The sequence below is a fragment of the Bradyrhizobium sp. Cp5.3 genome (assembly GCF_000426265.1).
Classification (GTDB): Bacteria; Pseudomonadota; Alphaproteobacteria; order Rhizobiales; family Xanthobacteraceae; genus Bradyrhizobium; species Bradyrhizobium neotropicale.
The window spans coordinates 90,141-107,927 of the sequence record NZ_AUFA01000023.1 but is presented as its reverse complement, the minus strand read 5'-3'; the positions used below and the strand labels follow the sequence as shown (position 1 = coordinate 107,927).

General features: G+C 63.0%; 15 protein-coding genes. 11 read left to right on the top strand and 4 right to left on the bottom strand.

Annotated elements, in window-relative coordinates:
- A partial coding sequence (locus K289_RS48960; protein ID WP_156918197.1) for a transposase occupies positions 1 to 311 on the top strand: 311 nt, incomplete at its 5' end.
- A 296-nt stretch (positions 312 to 607) separates the two neighbouring features.
- Here the strand turns inward: K289_RS48960 and K289_RS0126895 are convergent.
- From K289_RS0126895 to K289_RS0126875, 3 genes are all read right to left on the bottom strand, one after another.
- Complete coding sequence (locus K289_RS0126895) at positions 608 to 1,165, bottom strand: cytochrome P460 family protein (RefSeq protein WP_027554371.1); 558 nt, start codon at positions 1,163 to 1,165, stop codon at positions 608 to 610.
- Positions 1,166 to 1,501: 336 nt separating this feature from the next.
- Positions 1,502 to 1,936, bottom strand: a complete 435-nt coding sequence (locus K289_RS52430; protein ID WP_084788720.1) for a hypothetical protein — start codon at positions 1,934 to 1,936, stop codon at positions 1,502 to 1,504.
- A gap of 1,201 nt (positions 1,937 to 3,137) precedes the next feature.
- Positions 3,138 to 4,703: a winged helix-turn-helix domain-containing protein gene (locus K289_RS0126875; RefSeq protein ID WP_027554368.1), complete on the bottom strand. Its 1,566-nt coding sequence runs from the start codon at positions 4,701 to 4,703 to the stop codon at positions 3,138 to 3,140.
- A gap of 223 nt (positions 4,704 to 4,926) precedes the next feature.
- Between K289_RS0126875 and K289_RS0126870 the strand changes: the two genes are divergently transcribed.
- The 9 genes from K289_RS0126870 (at position 4,927) to K289_RS0126825 (ending at position 14,758) form a co-directional block, all read left to right on the top strand.
- On the top strand, positions 4,927 to 5,154 hold the full coding sequence (locus K289_RS0126870) for a hypothetical protein (RefSeq protein WP_245284006.1): 228 nt from the start codon (positions 4,927 to 4,929) through the stop codon (positions 5,152 to 5,154).
- A 255-nt stretch (positions 5,155 to 5,409) separates the two neighbouring features.
- Positions 5,410 to 5,946: a hypothetical protein gene (locus tag K289_RS0126865; RefSeq protein ID WP_027554366.1), complete on the top strand. Its 537-nt coding sequence runs from the start codon at positions 5,410 to 5,412 to the stop codon at positions 5,944 to 5,946.
- A 231-nt stretch (positions 5,947 to 6,177) separates the two neighbouring features.
- Complete coding sequence (locus tag K289_RS0126855) at positions 6,178 to 7,419, top strand: MFS transporter (protein WP_027554365.1); 1,242 nt, start codon at positions 6,178 to 6,180, stop codon at positions 7,417 to 7,419.
- A gap of 66 nt (positions 7,420 to 7,485) precedes the next feature.
- Positions 7,486 to 8,679 (top strand): M20/M25/M40 family metallo-hydrolase, encoded by a 1,194-nt coding sequence (locus tag K289_RS0126850; RefSeq protein ID WP_027554364.1) that lies wholly within the window; start codon positions 7,486 to 7,488, stop codon positions 8,677 to 8,679.
- A gap of 74 nt (positions 8,680 to 8,753) precedes the next feature.
- Positions 8,754 to 9,842, top strand: a complete 1,089-nt coding sequence (locus K289_RS0126845; protein ID WP_027554363.1) for a mandelate racemase/muconate lactonizing enzyme family protein — start codon at positions 8,754 to 8,756, stop codon at positions 9,840 to 9,842.
- Positions 9,843 to 9,946: 104 nt separating this feature from the next.
- A complete protein-coding gene (locus tag K289_RS0126840; protein ID WP_027554362.1) occupies positions 9,947 to 11,095 on the top strand; it encodes an amidohydrolase in 1,149 nt (382 codons plus the stop codon).
- Between the two features lie 358 nt (positions 11,096 to 11,453).
- Positions 11,454 to 12,890 (top strand): sodium:solute symporter family protein, encoded by a 1,437-nt coding sequence (locus K289_RS0126835; RefSeq protein ID WP_027554361.1) that lies wholly within the window; start codon positions 11,454 to 11,456, stop codon positions 12,888 to 12,890.
- Positions 12,887 to 14,074, top strand: coding sequence for an exo-alpha-sialidase (locus K289_RS0126830; RefSeq protein ID WP_027554360.1), 1,188 nt, complete (start codon positions 12,887 to 12,889; stop codon positions 14,072 to 14,074). Before K289_RS0126835 ends, K289_RS0126830 begins: the two co-directional genes overlap by 4 nt.
- 3 nt (positions 14,075 to 14,077) lie before the next feature.
- Positions 14,078 to 14,758 (top strand): SDR family NAD(P)-dependent oxidoreductase, encoded by a 681-nt coding sequence (locus K289_RS0126825; protein WP_027554359.1) that lies wholly within the window; start codon positions 14,078 to 14,080, stop codon positions 14,756 to 14,758.
- Between the two features lie 107 nt (positions 14,759 to 14,865).
- Here K289_RS0126825 and K289_RS0126820 read toward each other — a convergent pair whose 3' ends face one another.
- Entirely contained in the window at positions 14,866 to 16,320 is a 1,455-nt protein-coding gene (locus tag K289_RS0126820; protein ID WP_027554358.1) for a serine protease, read from the bottom strand.
- A gap of 309 nt (positions 16,321 to 16,629) precedes the next feature.
- Between K289_RS0126820 and K289_RS47835 the strand changes: the two genes are divergently transcribed.
- Positions 16,630 to 17,781, top strand: coding sequence for a caspase family protein (locus K289_RS47835; RefSeq protein ID WP_198024775.1), 1,152 nt, complete (start codon positions 16,630 to 16,632; stop codon positions 17,779 to 17,781).
- The last annotated feature ends 6 nt before the right edge of the window (positions 17,782 to 17,787 follow it).

Genomic DNA, 17,787 nt, shown 5'->3' with positions numbered 1-17,787 from the left:
ATCTGCGCACACTGGCCGCCACCATCAAGGCACGATGGATTTGCGAGCAGGCGCATCAGCAGTTGAAAGAGGAGCTTGGACTTGATCACTTCGAAGGGCGATCATGGCAAGGTCTTCATCGTCACGCCCTGATGACTATGATTGCCTACGCCTTCTTGCAACACCGTCGCCTCGCACACGCGGGGCGGAAAAAAAAGAATCAACGGGCCTCCGCCTCAGCCAACCATGCCCGCAGTACGACACGCCATCGTCGATCGCATCCTGCGGCCGCCGGCTCAGTGGTGTCCGTACTGCAGAAAACAACTCCTTGAAAAGTCGCCGCACAAACAGATTCTGCCAAAGTAGTGCTAGTAGTGCAAGGCTCGATTGTGAGCCGATAGGCGATCAGCTTGCTACCGTCAAAAACTTCTAGCGAGGTATTGCAGGCTGGGCAGTGATACCCGCCTTTCTCCTCGGGCTGCGATGATAGTTCGAGCCGTCGAAACCCAGCGCCGCATTGAGAACACGTTACATCGCTCTTCTTCATGCGGAACTCCACCAGACTTTCGAATGTGACTCCCAACCGCGATTGCATGCTCTTCCGCGCAAGGCTCGCGGTATCCGATACTCACCTCTTTCCGTATTCCGTGAAAACGTAGTCGCGGTTTTGCACCACCGTGTGGCACGCGAACCCGCACTTCGCGTCGTTCTCCTGCGGCGGATTGTCTGCAGTAGTGAAGGGCCTGAACGTATCGGACGCCGCGTCGTATGCGAAGGCAGCCCATCCCCATCCGCCGCTGTCCGCGAACCTCTTGCTGTCCTTCACCATGAAATCAACGTCATGCTGGACGCCCGGCACGGTCGGCTGACCGGGGTACGTCTCCTGTTTTTTCGGGCTCCAATGAATCTTCGCCATCCTGGCGCCGTCCGGGAAGGGCTTGCCATTTGCGGGCACGCCTTCCTTGTAGGCGTCGATCATTGCCGCATTCCCCACGATTACAGCGATCAGGCCCTCGTTCTCGCTGAGCGCGATCACCGGCCAGTCCTCGTATCCCCTGAACTCGGAGAACGCGAGCCCGTTCGGGACTTGCACAGTGTACTTGTCCTGCGCGGAAATCGCGACACCAGCCGCCAGGGCCGCGATCGACACCGAACCACTTAAACCGATCAGCGTGTTTCTTTTCATTGTCGCATCTCCCTCATCCGGTCTAGCGGCAAATGACGATCGATTAGCTCGACGCATTGCCTTCTCCGCAGGTTCAGGACCGCGCCGACTATTGCTCACGAAGAATATCATACAGCGTGGATTTCGCGTTGCGAAAATGGGGCCGATGCCACGTTAAGGTGGATCGCAGGATGGGTTGAGCTCTTCGCGACCCCATCATCGTCGCGAACAAATTGATTGGTTTCCCGTCGCTCCATCCATCCTACGAGCCGGTAGCAGCCTGCCGGCAGCGGCATTGCTCTGCTTCGAGGCACGGCCGCGAGCCAGTCGACGGAATGCGCGAAAATCTCCGCGTGGTCACGACGAACATGAGCGATACATTGCTTGCAGTCGCCTTCCGCGCAGGAAGAGTGTTCGTGGTGTTAACCCTCCACGGTGAGCGATCCAGCGTCGAATGGGCGCCGGATACATTGAATAGACCATTCGGGTCGCTCCGAAATTCGTAACGGCCCTGCCGCGGCGTCCAAAATCCCATGCCGCGTGAAAGGCAAGCTCCGCGTTGGGAGTCACGCAAATCCTGCTCGACGGGATGGTCCCCAGAACAATCGTGCAAGCCGAGGCGCAGAAGCCGCCGATGATTACGCGCTGGCCTGAAGCACGCAGCTTCTCATACCTGTATATGTACTTCCCGATTTGTCCGCCGCGATCGTCCGTGATCCACACGGCGGCATTGCTCGCGCGCGTTCCGATGACCAGAAGAGCCGCGGCAGCGAGCGCCATCGAGCGCTTCATGTGTTCCCCCTAAGGATGGAACGGCCCCGGCCAGCCGCGCTCGATCCTTTGGATCGACGCGCACTCGACCTTGATCCAGATCAATGAAGATGCGGACTGCTCAAAACCTGGCTCGTCTGTCTGCGGAGAGGACATCGACAGCCCGTGGGGCATCTGCGCGGACGAGCAACGAGGGCGGCACAGTGGTATGGGAATGCCGCAAGCACGGCCTGTCCAAGAGCGACGAGATCGAAGGCAGATGCCGGCGTTGCTGGATGAAGCGCGAACGGCGAAGACCGAAGCCGCCATATCCCGATTTAGAAAGCCTTAAGGTCTCTCGTTCATATCGCGGGTTCGATGGTGCCATCGGCGCGGCGGATGCCCGGTACCGTCTGGATGCCTATCTAACGCTCTCGAATAGAGCCTTCTAGCAAAGCCAGCGCGACCAACTGAAGACCTTCGGGGGGCCTGCCTCATGGGGCGGAGACGCGCGTCGACTTATCAAACCCAACGCAAGCTGCTGATTATTCGCGAATGGCGGCGCTGGCTTCAGGCTCAGTCGATCGATCGTGGGGCAGCTACCGCCCGCGATACGTTGAGCTTTTTTTGCGAACTAGAGGACAAGCGCTCGCCGCTCCTGAAATTCCAAGCGAGGGGGCGAGACAAGTGGGAAATCATCAACGGCTGGTTGCTGGCTTGCGGCCAGCATGGGGACGGACAATGCCCGCAGTCTTAGACCCGGAGGAGATTGTGGTCTTGGCCAACCACGGAGCGATGAGACTGCGCTCTGCGGTCGCGAGAGCGATGGCGTTGCTGCCCCAAGATCGCGATGTGGCGATAATCGTCCGAAAGGGTCAACTGTCGCAGTCGATCCTCGATTTCGAGCAGATCAAGGAGCTTGCGGCGCGGTGGGAGCTGGCGGAACAGCCCGTACCTCCGGGGACTGCTTCTCCGGGTCCGTAGCCATCATGCGGCTCGCTGCTGAACAGGAAACTTCCGGGCCCCTTGCGGCGACCGAAGCGGTTCGACAGAACGGAAAGGCCAGATTCATAGCTCGCCCCTGCCCCGTGACGAGGCAGCTCATGGGATGGGTTAAGCTCTTCGACAAACCCATCATCATCGCGGACAAATTCATGAGGTTCGCTTCCGCCTTCGCCCGTTGGGCTTCGGCGGACAAGTTGCTCCACCCATCCTAAAAGCTGCTGCGAAAAGCGACCTCACCTCAGTCCCGCAGACCCGCATCGCGGAGCGCTTGCGCAAACATCGCGAAGTCCTCCGGCCGGCGAAACGGCGTCAAATCTCTCAAGCTGGAAGCATTCAAGTCGGGATTGTTTTCGAGCGCCTGTGCGATGGCTCTGCGTGCCGGCTCCATCCGCCCTGCGCGTACATTGCTGGCGGCATGGATGCAGATTGACAGCAGGAAAGCCGGATTGTCGCGTATTGCCTTTTCGGCGCATGACAGCGCGGCATCGTAACGGCCCGCCAGGAAATGGGCATACGCCATGGCGCCGTGCGTGGTGTAGGACATGGACGGGTCAAGCGGACTTAGCCGCATGGCATGCGCCGCGTGCTCGAGTGCGAGGTCCGGCTCGCCTCTCCAGATTCTCAACCAGGCGCTGAGCATCCAGGCGCGTGCCAGGTTCGGATTGACAGCCAGTGCCCGATCGACGAAATCCGCGGCATCGTCGAACTCGCGGGCTAAAAAGGCGAGCGCGTAAGCTCCCATCGACAGGGCAAATGGATCGTCCGCTCCCAATTCCACCGCCTTGCGAGCCAATCGTATGGCCTCTGCGCTTTGCTGGTCGTACGTCTCACCGAGCGCCTTGCGTCGAACATGGCACCACGCGGCCATGCCATAGGCACAGGCGAGACGAGGGTCGAGCTCGATTGCCTTGCAAAAGAGATGCAGCGCTTCGTTGTTCGCGTGCTTGGACCAGCGAGCCTTTGCCAGCCCACGCAGGTAATAGTCGTATGCATCCAGATTCTCGGTTGGTTTGCGCCTCGCCCGCTTGATCTCTTCATGCTGCAGCTTCGGAGCAATTGCACCCACCACGCTTGACGTCAGATGATCCTGCAGATCGAACATGTCCTCGATCGGCCCCTCAAAACGGTCCGCCCAGAGATGCGCTCCCGTTTCGGCGTCGATCAGCTGAGCCGCAATGCGAACGCGATTTCCGGCCCTGCGCACGCTACCTTCGAGCGCATACCGCACGCCGAGCTCGCGGCCTACCTGTTTCACGTCCACTGGCCGCCCCTTGTAAGTGAAGCTGGAATTGCGTGCGACCACAAACAGCCAGCGAAAGAGCGACAGCGCCATCGTGATATCCTCCACGACGCCGTCTGCGAAATAGTCCTGCTCAGGATCAGAGCTCAGATTGGCGAATGGGAGTACGGCAATCGAGGGCTTGTCAGGTAATGGGAGGGCGGCGATCCTCGCGTCTGGCTGGCCGTGGACGGCCGCCGAGGGATCCGGCTTCTGCGCTTCCCGGACTGCTCCGACGAAACGAAAGCCCTTGCGCGGGAGTGTTTTGATCAGGCGCTGCGCTTCACCACGGTCGCCGATCGCGGTTCGGGCGGCATTCAGGCGCGTCGTAAGCGCGGCCTCAGACACGATGCGTCCCTTCCAAATGGCGTTCATGAGGTCGTCTTTGGTGACGACGCGCTCCCTGTTGCGGATCAAGTAATCGAGAATGTCGAAGACCTGCGGCGCAACGGAAACGAGATCAGCCCCGCGATGCAGCTCGCGCCGATCTGTGTCGAACACGTACTCCTCGAAGAGATAGCGCAATTGCCAATCCCCGCAGGCGACCTCCCTCAAGCCACGGAGCCAATACTCGCGCTCGGCTCGGGGAAATATGCCGCAGTGTTGAACGCGGGATCAGCGCTCTTTCGTTGATGCAGGTCAAAGGTGTTGCCGCCCGCCGAAGCTCGCATGGTCGCGGTCTTCAACGCTTGATGCTGCTTTGCCGTTGACTTGGTACGTTACGTTCGAGGTGCGCAAACGAGGTCTCTTGCGGAAGAAGGAGAGCAGCCCGCGCTCAACCAGAGCATTTGAGACCGAGACCGAAGCCAAGGCATTCGCACGCGCGAGATTGGAGGAAGGGCTGGTCGTCTTTGCCGGCACCCTCAATCCGCACCTGCCAAGGAAGCTGATCCATTCCCAGGGTATCGCTGACTGGGTGGCCGATGCGCGGGATCATGACGAGCGCACCGCCGACGCGTGCCCTGACGACAAATAGAAGAGCGGTAAAATGAGAGGGCGCCAGTCGATTGTTGTTCTGGAGTGTTGCCAATATGGCACGCGGCTTTGGGCACTGTTTGCCTAGTTTTCCCACACGGTCTGATTTGAAAGATCAGGGTGTCCCGCGAGGGGAGCGCTGTTGACGCAGATCAACAGCGTTGCGACATCCGAACGAGTGATTGGGAAGTGCGTGCACGCAAGCATTATTTGCGCTCACTGCGGAAATTTTCAGAGTGTACAAAGCTGAGGCACCATGCCCCTGCCCGCCGAAGCGGTAAGTACTTATATTTTCGCCAAGGACGGCAACCGCCCGTTCTTGATGAGGCGGGTGTTCTCTGAAGACATCGCACTGGAGATGGTGGTCAAGACCGACGCCATTTCATTTCCCGACACGGCTATCGGCTTGAACGCCGTGGAAGACATCTTGGTGCGTCGCTTCAGTGTCGAATACGAGAACATCTATACGTTCTGCCTATCCCAACCCTCCGAGACCGACCGGGCGCGCTTTCAGTGCCATTGGCTGGTAGGGATGTCCGCCAGGGTCACCGGTCGGCCGTTGCGAGTTGGATGCGGACGTTACGACTGGCACTTCAATGACGACGGAAAAGTGGTGAGGCTTGTCATCACCATAGAGGTGATGAAAATCTTGTCGGGCGCCGAACTTGATGGCGTGATGCGTTGGCTATCTTCCCTGCCCTACCCGTGGTGCAGTCCGGCTCAGGCGCTCATGTCGTTCCCTGCGCTGCAGGACTTGTCGGCGGTCGAAGCTTACCTGAAGCAGGCTCAATGATCTTGGGGCAAAAGCGCCGTCGTGATTGCCGTGCGATCTGTCGCCGGCAGACCAATGCCTGGCGTTCGGACCAAAGAGCAGGCATCACGCGGTGACGGCATTGCAGATCCGGGCCGCACCGAAAGTCTGGAAAACGACAATCCGGAATAAGAGACCTGCCCCTCCCGCCGTTGGCACCCTCCCCGCAATCGTGTAACCCCAGCCAAAACCCTTGCCGGGGACGAAACGCTCATGACTGCGGTTGCCACGGATGAAGCGGGAGATGGCACCCGCGCGCTGATTTTTGCGCTGCTTGCGCTCGCCTGCGGGCACATGCTCTCGACATTGCTGCGCACCATTCCGGCGGTCAGCCTCGACCTGATGGCGGCGGATTTCCGCATCGAGCCGCAGGCGCTGGCGAGCCTCACCTCGGTCTATCCGTTCGCCTTTGCCGCGGCGCAGATCCCGGTCGGCGCGGCGATGGATCGCTTTGGCGTGCGGCCGGTGTCGCTCAGCCTGCTCGCGGGAACCGTGGTCGGCGCCATCGTCTCCGGCTTCGCGACGGGGCCCGAGAGCTTTGCGGCCGGGCAAGTGCTGCTCGGCGTCGCCACCTCCGGCATGCTGATGTGCCCGATGACGCTCGCTGCCAAGCAATTGTCGGCGGCGCGGTTCGGTCTGTGGTCGGGCGCGATCCTCTCGATCGGCAATATCGGCATGCTGCTGTCGTCGAGCCCGCTCGCCTTCGTGGTCGACCATTACGGCTGGCGCGCCGGGTTCTGGATTTCGGCGGTCGCCGGCGTCGCGGTGGCGTTCGCGGTATTCGCGCTGGTGCCGAACCAGCCGGCCGAGCACAAGGACGATTCCTCGCCGCTGTCGCAGATGATCGAGGTGCTTCGGCTCGGCTTCTCGCGTCCGCTACGCGGATTGATCGCGCTGGCGCTGGTGTCGCTTGCGACCTCGCTGGTGCTGCGCGGCCTGTGGGGCGGACCGTGGCTGATGCAGGTCAAGGGATTGACGCGGGTCGAGGCCGGCAACCAGCTCGGCGCGTTCACGATCGCGATGATCATCGGCCCGCTTCTCATCGGCATGATCGATCGCAAGGTCGGCCGCCGCGAACTCGTGGCCGGCGCGCATCTGACCGGGGCGCTGCTGCTGGCGCTGATGGCGCTCGGCGCGCCGAACTACGCGGTCTCGTTGCTACTGGGGGTGCCCGTGATGCCGCCGCAATACGACCTGGTGCTGTTCGTGCTGATTGGCCTTGCGACTTCCGCCCAGCCGCTGCTGTTCGGCATGTCGCGGCAACTGGTCGACGCGCAGGTCGCCGGCAAGGCGCTCGCCGCGATCAACCTGGCCTTCTTCCTCGGTGTCGCCCTGATGCAGTCGACCACCGGCGCAGTGGCGGCGCTCGCGGGGCTGCCGGCGGTGCTGCTGTTCATGGCCGCGGCGCTGCTGTTGGGCTCGCTGATCTTCCTGGCCTATACGCGGTCAGTCTGAGGCGTCTTGCGAAATCAGGCGCCGCGGGAGATGCTGACGCGTACCAAGCATTCAAGGAAATAAATCATGCCTGTCGAGACGCAAGCTGCCACCGACCGCCTCATGCGCTTCCTGTCTGTGGAGGGCGTGACTGGACAGGAAGCCGCGATCGGGCGCGAGCTTACCGCGGCGCTGAGAGAGGCCGGCGTGCCGGCGGGTGCGATCCGCCTCGACGACGCCAATACGCGCATTCCGCTGCCGACCGAGACCGGCAACCTCATCGTCGATCTGCCCGGCCGCGGCGCGCTGCACAACCAGCCGCGCATCATGTTCATGACCCACATGGACACCGTGCCGCTGTGCGCCGGCGCCAAGCCGAAGGTTTCGGGGCGCAAGATCGTCAACACGGTCAAGACAGCGCTCGGCGGCGACAACCGCTGCGGCTGCGGCGTGCTGGTGACGCTCGCCGCCGAGCTTGAAAAGCAGAAGCTCGATCATCCGCCGATCACGCTGCTGTTCTGCGTGCGCGAGGAGAGCGGGCTGCATGGCGCGCGCCACGTCAAGCTGGAAGAGCTCGGCTCGCCGGTGATGGCCTTCAACTATGACGGCGGCTCGGCCTCCAACGTCACCATCGGCGCGGTCGGCGCGGATCGCTGGCATGTCGAGATCTTCGGGCGCGCCTCGCATGCCGGCGTCGCGCCTGAGCGCGGCATCTCTTCGACCATGATCCTTGCGCTGGCGCTCGCCGACCTCAAGGCCGGCGGCTGGTTCGGCAAGGTGGTGAAGGGCAAGCGCCAGGGCACCAGCAATGTCGGCCCCGTCACCGGCGGCGAGGGCCGCCCCGCGGGCGATGCCACCAACGTCGTCACGGACTATGTGCATGTGCGCGGCGAAAGCCGCAGCCACGATGCAAAGTTCTTCAAGGAGATCACCAAGGCCTACAAGGCGGCGTTCGAGAAGGCGGCAAAGCGCGTCAAGAACAGCGAAGGAAAGTCCGGCCGCGTCAAGTTCAAGGCCGAGACCGAATATCATCCGTTCCGGATGAAGGAGAGCCTTCCCGTGGTCAAACGCGCGGTCGCGGCCGTCTCCGCCGTCGGCGGGGCGCCGAACATCCGCGCCGCCAATGGCGGCCTGGATGCGAACTGGATGGTCCGCCACGGCGTTCCGACCGTGACCTTCGGCGCCGGGCAGAACGAGGCGCACACCATCGACGAATGGATCAACCTTGGCGAATACGACCGCGCCTGCGCGCTGGCACTGCAGCTTGCGACGATGCGGTGAGCTGCCTTGCGCTGCTCGCAGTTGCCGGTCAGCGCACACCGGCCTAGCCTGCCAAGAAAAGCTTGGGAGGACGCATTATGCGCATGGCAACGATCGAGACCGGACTCTACCGGATCCCCCTCCCCGTCACCCTCTCCGACAGCACGCATGGCAGGATCGCGGCGTTCGAGCTGATCACCTGCCGCATCCGCGATGCCGATGGCGCCGAAGGCGTCGGCTACACCTACACCGTTGGCCGGAACGGCGGGGCCGTCGCCGACATCCTCAGCCGCGAGATCTCCGAACTGATCGAGCGCCGCGAGGCCGACGACACCGAGGCGCTCTGGCATGACGTCTGGTGGGGCCTGCATTATGGCGGGCGCGGCGGGCCGACCGTGCTGGCGCTGTCGGCATTCGATATCGCACTGTGGGACCTGAAGGCGCGGCGCGCGGAGCTGCCGCTGTTCCGGCTGCTCGGCGGCTTCGATGACCACGTGCCCTGTTACGCCGGCGGCATCGACCTCGATCTTTCCGTCGATGATCTGCTCAAGCAGACCGACGGCAATCTCGCCAAGGGTTTTCGCGCCATCAAGATGAAGGTCGGCCGGCCCGATCTCAAATCCGACGTCGCGCGGGTCTCTGCGATGCGCGAGCATCTCGGCGACGGCTTTCCGCTGATGGCGGACGCCAACATGAAGTGGACGGTCGAGGAAGCCATCCGCGCCGCCCGCGCGCTTCAACCCTTCGACCTCACCTGGCTCGAGGAGCCGATCATGCCGGACGATATCGCCGGCCATGTCCGCATCATGCAGACCGGCGGCGTTCCGATCGCCGCCGGCGAGAATTTGCGCTCGCTCTGGGAGTTCAAGAACTACATCGCGGCCGGCGCGGTGTCCTATCCCGAGCCCGATGTGACCAATTGCGGCGGCGTCTCCGCCTTCATGAAGATCGCGCGGCTCGCGGAGGCCTTCAATCTTCCCGTCACCAGCCACGGCGCGCACGACATCACCGTGCACCTGCTCGCGGCCTGCCCGAACCGCTCGTATCTGGAGGCGCACGGCTTCGGGCTCGACAAATATATCGAGCATCCGCTGGTGCTCGAGGACGGCAAGGCGGTGGCACCCAGGCGGGCGGGCCACGGCATCAGCTTCGACTGGAAGGGGCTGGCGAAGCTTTCGGCGTAGGCAACGCTTTCTGCTGCACGCGAGGCATACGCCGGCGCAGGATGCAGCGGCCGGATAATCCGCTATGGTGTCGAACGCCGACACCATCCGAAAGACCAAAAGCCTTGACACCCGAGCTTCACCAGAAACTGACCGCGTGGCGCCAGCACCTGCATGCCAACCCGGAGCTGTCCCTGCAGGAGAAGGCGACTGCTGCTTTCGTGCAGGAGAAACTCACCGAGCTCGGCATTCCCTTCGAGGCCGGCATTGGCGGCCTCGGAATCGTTGCGACGCTGACGCGCGGGTCGGCTGAGGGCCGCGTCGGTCTGCGCGCCGACATGGACGCGCTGCCGATCACCGAGGATACCGGGCTGCCTTACGCCTCGCGCAATCGCGGCGTGATGCATGCCTGCGGCCATGACGGGCACACGGCCTCTCTGCTCGGCGCGGCGGCGCTGCTGGCGGCGGACACCGACTGGAGCGGCACCGTCGATTTCATCTTCCAGCCGGCCGAGGAAGGCTTCGGCGGCGCGCGCGCGATGGTCGGGGCCGGCCTGTTCGACCGATTCCCGATGACGCAGGTGTTCGGCTTTCACAACTGGCCGGGCCTCGAAGCGGGCACGATCGCAGTCCATGACGGCGTCGTCATGGCCTCCGGCGGACGCGTCAGCATCACGATCGAAGGCCATGCGGGGCACGCGGGCATGCCGCATCTGACACGCGATCCGGTGATGGCCGCGGGCCACCTGATCGTGGCGATGCAGTCGATCGTTTCGCGCAGCGTCGATCCGCTCGACACCGCCGTGCTCTCGCTGTGCACGCTCGAAGGCGGCACGGCGCGCAACCAGATCGCCGGGCGCGTCGTGATCGGCGGCACGCTGCGGTTTCATCGCGAGGCGGTGAAAAACACCATCGTCGCGCGGATCGACGAGATCTGCGCCGGCATCGCGACGAGCTTTGGCGTCAGGGTGACGCCCGAGATCGTCATGGGCGTCGGCACCGTGATCAACACACCGGCGGAAGCGGGCCTTGCGTGCATCGCCGCGGACAAGGTGCAGGCGCAGCTCAGGACCGGCCTTCCGCCCAGCATGGCCGGCGAGGACTTTGCCTTCTACCTCCAGCACCGGCCCGGCGCCTTCGTCTGGATCGGCAACGGGCCTTTACGCGACGGCGCGGAGCTGCACGGCCCGCGCTACGACTTCAACGACGCGATTTTGCCGGTCGCATCCGGCTGGATGGCCGAGGTCGCCAAGACCGCGCTGTCGGCGAATTAGAGCATGTCCGGAAAAGTGTGCAGCGGTTTTCGTTGCGACAAACTCGGAACCCGTTTGCGCGGAGATGGGTTCCGAGCCGCCGTTCCGGATAATGTCTGCGCCGCCGCGCGACGCGCAGCAGACAAATCAGCCAAAACGACCGTAAAGCCTGCAACCCGTTGAACCTGCTGCGGCAATGATCGCCCGACGGGGCGCGCCTTGCCGCCGCCTCGGCGCGTGCGCTTGACGCAGGGCGTCCATAGGCGTCCAATGCCATTTGACAACAATTGTTCGCATTCCGATCAAACATGATCGAGCGACAACCGGGCAAAGCGGGCCTCACAACACCGCGTCCGCGTCACCAGAGGAAACACCGCCGATGCAAGCCATCCTCAATGGAGAGAGCACGCTCATCGTCACGATGATCGTGGCCTACATCGCCTTCACGTCCTGGCTCACGCTCAAGCTGCGCAGCACGACCAGCGACCAGTTCATGACCGGCGCGCGCGCCATGCCGGCGATCGTCGTCGGCGTGCTGATGATGTCCGAATTCGTCGGCGCCAAGTCGACCGTCGGCACGGCGCAGGAGGCGTTCCAGTCCGGCATGGCTGCAGGGTGGGCCGTGCTCGGCGCCTCGATCGGCTTTCTGCTGTTCGGCCTCCTGATGGTGAAGAAGCTCTACAATTCCGGCGAATACACCATCTCGGCCGCGATCGCGCAGAAATACGGCAAGTCGACCATGCTCACGGTGTCGGTGATCATGATCTACGCGCTCTTGCTCGTGAATGTCGGCAATTATGTCAGCGGCGCGGCTGCGATCGCCACAGCGCTGCATGTCAGCCTGCCGGTCGCGATGTGCATCATCGCCGTGGTCAGCACCTTCTATTACGTCTTCGGCGGACTGAAGGGCGTCGCCTGGGTGACGATCCTGCACAGCGCCTTCAAGGTCGTCGGCATCGTCATCATCTTCTCGGTCGCGATGTCGCTGACTGGCGGCGTGGCACCGATCCAGGCCAAGCTGCCCGCCTATTACTTCAGCTGGGACGGCAAGATCGGCTTTGCGACCATCTTCGCCTGGACCTTCGGCACCGTCGGCGCGATCTTCTCGACGCAGTTCATCGTGCAGGCGATCTCCTCGACGCCGAGCGCGGATGATGCCCGCAAGGCGACCCTCTATGCCGCGGCGTTCTGCCTCCCGCTCGGCTTCCTCCTCGCCCTGATCGGCGTCGCAGCAAAATTCCTCTATCCCGACATGAACAGCCTCTACGCGCTGCCGGTGTTCCTGGAGAAGATGCCGCCGCTGGCCTCCGCCTTCGTGACGACCTCGCTGGTCGCCTCGATCTTCGTCAGCGTCTGCACGGTTGCGCTGGCGATTGCCTCGCTGGTGGTCCGCGATTTCTACGTCCCCTATTGGAAGCCGACCCCGGAGCGCGAATTGAAGATGACCCGCGTGTTCTCGGTCGTGATCGGCATCGTGCCGCTGGTCTTCGTCTTCTTCGTTCCCGAGATCCTCAAGCTGTCGTTCTTCACGCGCGCGCTGCGCCTGTCGATCACCATCGTCGCGATGATGGGCTTCTATCTGCCGCTGTTCGCGAGCAATCGCGGCGCCACGGCCGGCCTGATCGGCGCCGCGATCTCGACGACGGCCTGGTACGTGCTCGGAAATCCCTTCGGCATCGACAACATGTATGTCGCGGCCATGACGCCGCTGGTCGTGATGGCGGTCGAGCGCCTCGTGCTGGGCCGCCCACCCGCCAGCCTCGCCTCGGCCCAGACGGCGCAACACGATGCATTGATGGAAAGGACCTCAACATGATCATGGAACGCGAGACTGCGGCCGACGGCATCGTTCGCCAGGCCGCCGGCGATCCCGACCGGTTCGACGCCTTCATTCCCTCGCCCTGCGTACAGAATCACGCGGCCAATTTGATGCCGCTCGCCGACGGCGATCTCGCCTGCGTCTGGTTCGGCGGCACGCAGGAGGGCATGTCGGACATCTCGGTCTATTTCTCGCGCCTTGCCCGCGGCGCGACGCAATGGTCGCCGGCCGAAAAGCTGTCCGACGATTCCGCCCGATCCGAGCAGAACCCGGTGCTGTTCCCTGCCCCGGACGGCACGCTCTGGCTGATATGGACGGCGCAGCTTGCGGGCAACCAGGACACCGCCCTGATCCGCCGCCGCATCTCCCGCGATCACGGCCGTAGCTGGGGCCCGATCGAGACGCTGTTTCCCGAGCAGCGCGGCCGCGGCACCTTCATCCGGCAGCCGATCGTCGTGCTCGACAATGGCGACTGGCTGCTGCCGGTCTTCTATTGCCACAGCACGCCGGGACGGAAATGGAACGGCGACGAGGACACCAGCGCGGTGAAGATTTCCTCCGATGCCGGCGCGACCTGGCGCGATGTGGACGTCCCGGGAAGCCGCGGCTGCGTCCATATGTGCATTGCGCGCCTCGACGACGGCTCGCTGCTCGCGCTGTTTCGCAGCCGCTGGGCTGACAACATCTACGAGAGCCGCTCCACCGATCACGGCCGCACCTGGTCGGCGCCGGTTGCGACGGCGCTTCCGAACAACAATTCCTCAATCCAGTTCACGCGCCTTGCCAACGGTCATCTCGCGCTGGTCTTCAACGACAGCAGCGCGGCTGCCGCGACCGAGCGCCGCCTGTCACTCTATGACGAGATCGAGGACGACCTTCCGCCGGTGATCGCCGGCGACGGCAACGCGGCGGACGGACGTACCGCGTTCTGGGGCGCGCCACGGGCGCCGATGACGCTCGCCGTCTCCACCGACAGCGGACGAAGCTGGACGAAGCGCGATGTCGAGACCGGCGACGGCTATTGCATGACCAACAATTCCCGCGACCAGACCAACCGCGAATTGTCCTACCCCTCCGTCAAGCAGAGCGCGGATGGCGCGCTTCACCTCGCCTTTACCTTCCATCGCCGCGCGATCAAGTATGTGCGCGTGACCGAGACATGGGTGACGCGCGGAGGCTAGATCATGGAAAGGAAGCCCCACGCGCTCGTCACGGGCGCCAGTTCTGGGATCGGCGCGGCGGTCGCCACGCGCCTCCTGCGCGACGGCTGGCGCGTGACCGGCGTCAGCCGCCGTCCTGCGCCGTTCGACCATCCCGCCTTTGATCACCTGTCGCTCGACTTGAGCGACGTCGACACCATTGCGGGCGCCGTAGCGGCCTTGGAGCCGACCGCGCTTGTTCATGCAGCCGGCCTGCTCAAGGTCGGTCCGCTCGGAGCGCTCAACCACGACGACGGCGCCGCGATGTGGCGGCTGCATGTCGATGTCGCCGAGCGCCTCGCCAACGCGCTCGCGCCTCGCCTGCCCGAAGGCGGGCGCATCGTGCTGATCGGCAGCCGCACCGCATCGGGCGCGGCCGGCCGCGGGCAATATGCCGCGACGAAAGCGGCGCTGGTCGCCCTCGCCCGATCCTGGGCAATGGAGCTCGCGCCGAAAGGCATCACCGTCAATGTCGTCGCGCCGGCCGCCACCGAGACGCCGATGCTGAAGGACCCGACGCGCGCCGATGTCGCGCCAAAACTGCCGCCGATCGGCCGCTTCATTCGTCCGGAGGAAGTCGCGGGCGCAGTCGCATTCCTGCTCTCGGCGGAAGCCGCCGCCATCACCGGCCAGCAGCTCGTGATCTGCGGCGGCAGCTCGCTCTGAATGGGCGGTTCCGGAATGGCGGCGTCCATCTCGATAAGAAGGCGGCCTTGATGTTAACGCTTGCGTACCCGGCAGCCGCTTTCCAGATGAAAGCCCTCGCGAAGCAGCTAGCGATCGGGAACGACTAACGGAGGACGCCTAATTGCACTTGAGATAATCGAGACATCGATAAACTGCTCTTGGTCCCGATCAAACATCATGGTGCCTTCAAAGTAGCCGCGTTGAGCGACCTCCATCGTCACGACGCCGTCTTCGGTCTCGGCATTGAAGAAGTGCTTTAGGAAATCATCTTTATTCACCTGATACAAATCATCGTCGACCTCGACTGTCCAAATCAGCGTTGGGAGTTCGAAGTAGTACGCGATGCTCAGCTGCACATCGCCTGTGACCGCGGTTGAGGTTATGCTGAAATCCTCGACGCCCTCGAAGTCTTCAACGGAAAAGCCGTGGATGGCCTCGAGACAATTCGCGGGTATTCTCGATATCTCCAAGAATTCCCTCATTTTGGAAAGCGAAAGAGCCTCGAGGGCGTCGATGGCGGCATCGCCGGCCATTTCCTCCATGAAGCCGCCCCACTCGTCGATGAATGCCTCTAGTTGCTCAGCGCTCAACCCGGGCTTTCGATCGGCCCCAGCTACCGGGGGCGGGATGGAATCGGCGAAGAGCTTTGACTCTTCATCAGAGAATGTGAAGGTGACTGCAAACGGGCGGCTGTCAACTTTCCCTTTGAGTTTCACTAGCCCCAACGCCTTGGCACTCAGGAGGCTTACGCTCTCTTGGGTCGCCAACTTCGGTACTGTACCTTTGACGCCGAGGCGGATGGCCTCCCAAATCAAGGTCACGTACGAAGGCCCGCCTTCGAAAGAGGAGGACACTATCCCGACAAGATACCCATCGGAATTGACCACGGCACCACCACTCATCCCTCCGACAGTATCCATGTTCACCTCGAAGCAAGGCGAAGCCATGCGTTCACCGCGGCCGTGCGGAAAAGCCGCGGTTACCAAGCCTGATGATATCATCGGCGTTACACGCGCCGCGCAATCTTTAATATCTTGATGCCTAAATCCAATAGCCCAGAGCCGCTCGCCAATTAGTGGCAGCGCGACCTGCATGGGAGCGAGCATCAGTGGGAACTCCTCATGCGCGGCAGAATTCAATGTGCAGCTCACCAATGACAGGTCTGAGACAACTTTTCGCGTCTCGTCGAATTCGCTTTCGGCTGAGATTGTTGCTGCGTCCTGCGGAAGCCATGCGCGACTTGCGCCAGGTAGAAACGTGAGAAAGACAGGACCAGCCTTCTCCTGCGAAAACTCGTCAAGAACGTGGGTCGCAGTCAAAAGCAACCCTGGCCCGACCATCACACCGCTGCCCAGGATGGTGAGCCCTTCCTCCTCCATCCTTGCGACGGCCACTAGCGCATCCCCGGCCTCGTGCAGCGACGCCAATGGTCCAACACCATCTTCGGCGGTGAATTCAACTGTCCTCCAGGACAATTTCAATTCAGACAGCGCCGGGTTTTCTGTCGTGACAAGGGCAGAGTGGGTATTGTGGTCGGTCATGTTGAAGACCCGCTACCGAAGCGCGATCTTGGTCACAATTCTCGCAAAGAGCCAAGTAACTTCTCGGATGAGCAGCATTGGGTCGCAGAGCTGCGCAGCAGCACTCCACCCTGGGTTTCGTCAGCGAGCTCGGAGTGGACGGATCGGCCGGCTGGGGCGGGAGGGATCGAACCTCCAGATGGCGGAATCAAAATCCGGCATGAACCTGAATAGAATCAACGGGCATCCCGAATTCTGGCGGGAATCGACCCGTGGCTGCTCCGGATCGGTTGCTGTACGATGCATCTCGTTCAAGCAAGCGAGATCCAGATGAACCGGCGCGAGTTTGTTTCGGGATTGACCCTTGCAACCGCGTTTGCAGGTCTGCTGCCGACCGGCGCCGCGGCGGAGGGCAAGCGGGTCGCGCTGGTGATAGGCAACGGTGCCTACAGGAACGTGCCCACGCTGCTCAATCCGCCAAACGACGCCGGCGACATCGCTGCGGCGCTGAAGCGGCTCGGCTTCTCGGTCTCCCTGATCACCAACGCCAGCTTCGATGAGATGCGTCGCGGCCTGATCGCATTCGGTCGCGAGGCCGCTGGTGCCGACATGGCGACTGTGTACTTCGCAGGCCATGGCATGGAGATCAATGGCGAAAACTGGTTGATCCCGATCGACACTGAACTGAAGCGGGACACGGATGCGGCAAACGAAGCCATCAGCCTGCAGAGCGTGATGTTGCAGGTTTCCAACACCGCGAGCCTTGGCCTCGTCATCCTCGACGCCTGTCGCAACAATCCATTTGCCGTCAAGATGAACCGCTCGCTCGCCACGCGGGCGGCCCCGAGCGGCGGGCTCGGCCGCATCGAGCCCGTCGGTAACGTACTCGTCGCTTATGCCGCACGGGACGGCACCACGGCGCTTGACGGTGACGCGCGCAACAGCCCGTTTGCGGCTGCGCTCCTGCACAACATCGAGACGCCTGGCGTCGAGGTTACATTCATGTTCCGTAACGTGCGCGACGACGTGATGGAAGCGACCCGCAACGAGCAGCAGCCCTTCGTCTACGGCTCGCTGTCGCGCAAGGCGATTTATCTCGCCGGCCGGCCATCGGGCGGCGCCGAGGGAGCCGAGCCTGTCACCGCGCGTCCGGCCGTGGTCACCCCTGCACCCGCGCCGACATCATCGATGATCGATCCTGCGTTGGTCGGCACCTGGGAGATCATGGTGCCGAGCGGCCGAGGACAGTCGCGATGGATCTGGCAGATCATGGGTGACGGCACCTACAAATTCCACGCCGAGCCACAGCGCTCGGCTCGTCCGCACGAAGGCATGATGACGGCCGCGAATGGCCGCTGGACCCTGCATGCCCTCAGAGGCCTCTCGGGCTATAGCGATGCTGGCGCATACGAGATCCGCGACACGCTGGCGGTGATCACGGGCAAGCTGGGCACCGGCGCCTGGAAGCGCAGCGCGGAGTGACGGCGT

What these genes read in the sequence shown, in the direction of transcription:
- K289_RS0126895 (WP_027554371.1), bottom strand. Translation starts at nt 1,165, where the DNA reads ATGAAAAGAAACACGCTGATCGGTTTAAGTGGTTCGGTGTCGATCGCG.
- K289_RS52430 (WP_084788720.1), bottom strand. Translation starts at nt 1,936, where the DNA reads ATGAAGCGCTCGATGGCGCTCGCTGCCGCGGCTCTTCTGGTCATCGGA.
- K289_RS0126865 (WP_027554366.1), top strand. Translation starts at nt 5,410, where the DNA reads ATGCCCCTGCCCGCCGAAGCGGTAAGTACTTATATTTTCGCCAAGGAC.
- K289_RS0126855 (WP_027554365.1), top strand. Translation starts at nt 6,178, where the DNA reads ATGACTGCGGTTGCCACGGATGAAGCGGGAGATGGCACCCGCGCGCTG.
- K289_RS0126850 (WP_027554364.1), top strand. Translation starts at nt 7,486, where the DNA reads ATGCCTGTCGAGACGCAAGCTGCCACCGACCGCCTCATGCGCTTCCTG.
- K289_RS0126835 (WP_027554361.1), top strand. Translation starts at nt 11,454, where the DNA reads ATGCAAGCCATCCTCAATGGAGAGAGCACGCTCATCGTCACGATGATC.
- K289_RS0126830 (WP_027554360.1), top strand. Translation starts at nt 12,887, where the DNA reads ATGATCATGGAACGCGAGACTGCGGCCGACGGCATCGTTCGCCAGGCC.
- K289_RS0126825 (WP_027554359.1), top strand. Translation starts at nt 14,078, where the DNA reads ATGGAAAGGAAGCCCCACGCGCTCGTCACGGGCGCCAGTTCTGGGATC.
- K289_RS0126820 (WP_027554358.1), bottom strand. Translation starts at nt 16,320, where the DNA reads ATGACCGACCACAATACCCACTCTGCCCTTGTCACGACAGAAAACCCG.
- K289_RS47835 (WP_198024775.1), top strand. Translation starts at nt 16,630, where the DNA reads ATGAACCGGCGCGAGTTTGTTTCGGGATTGACCCTTGCAACCGCGTTT.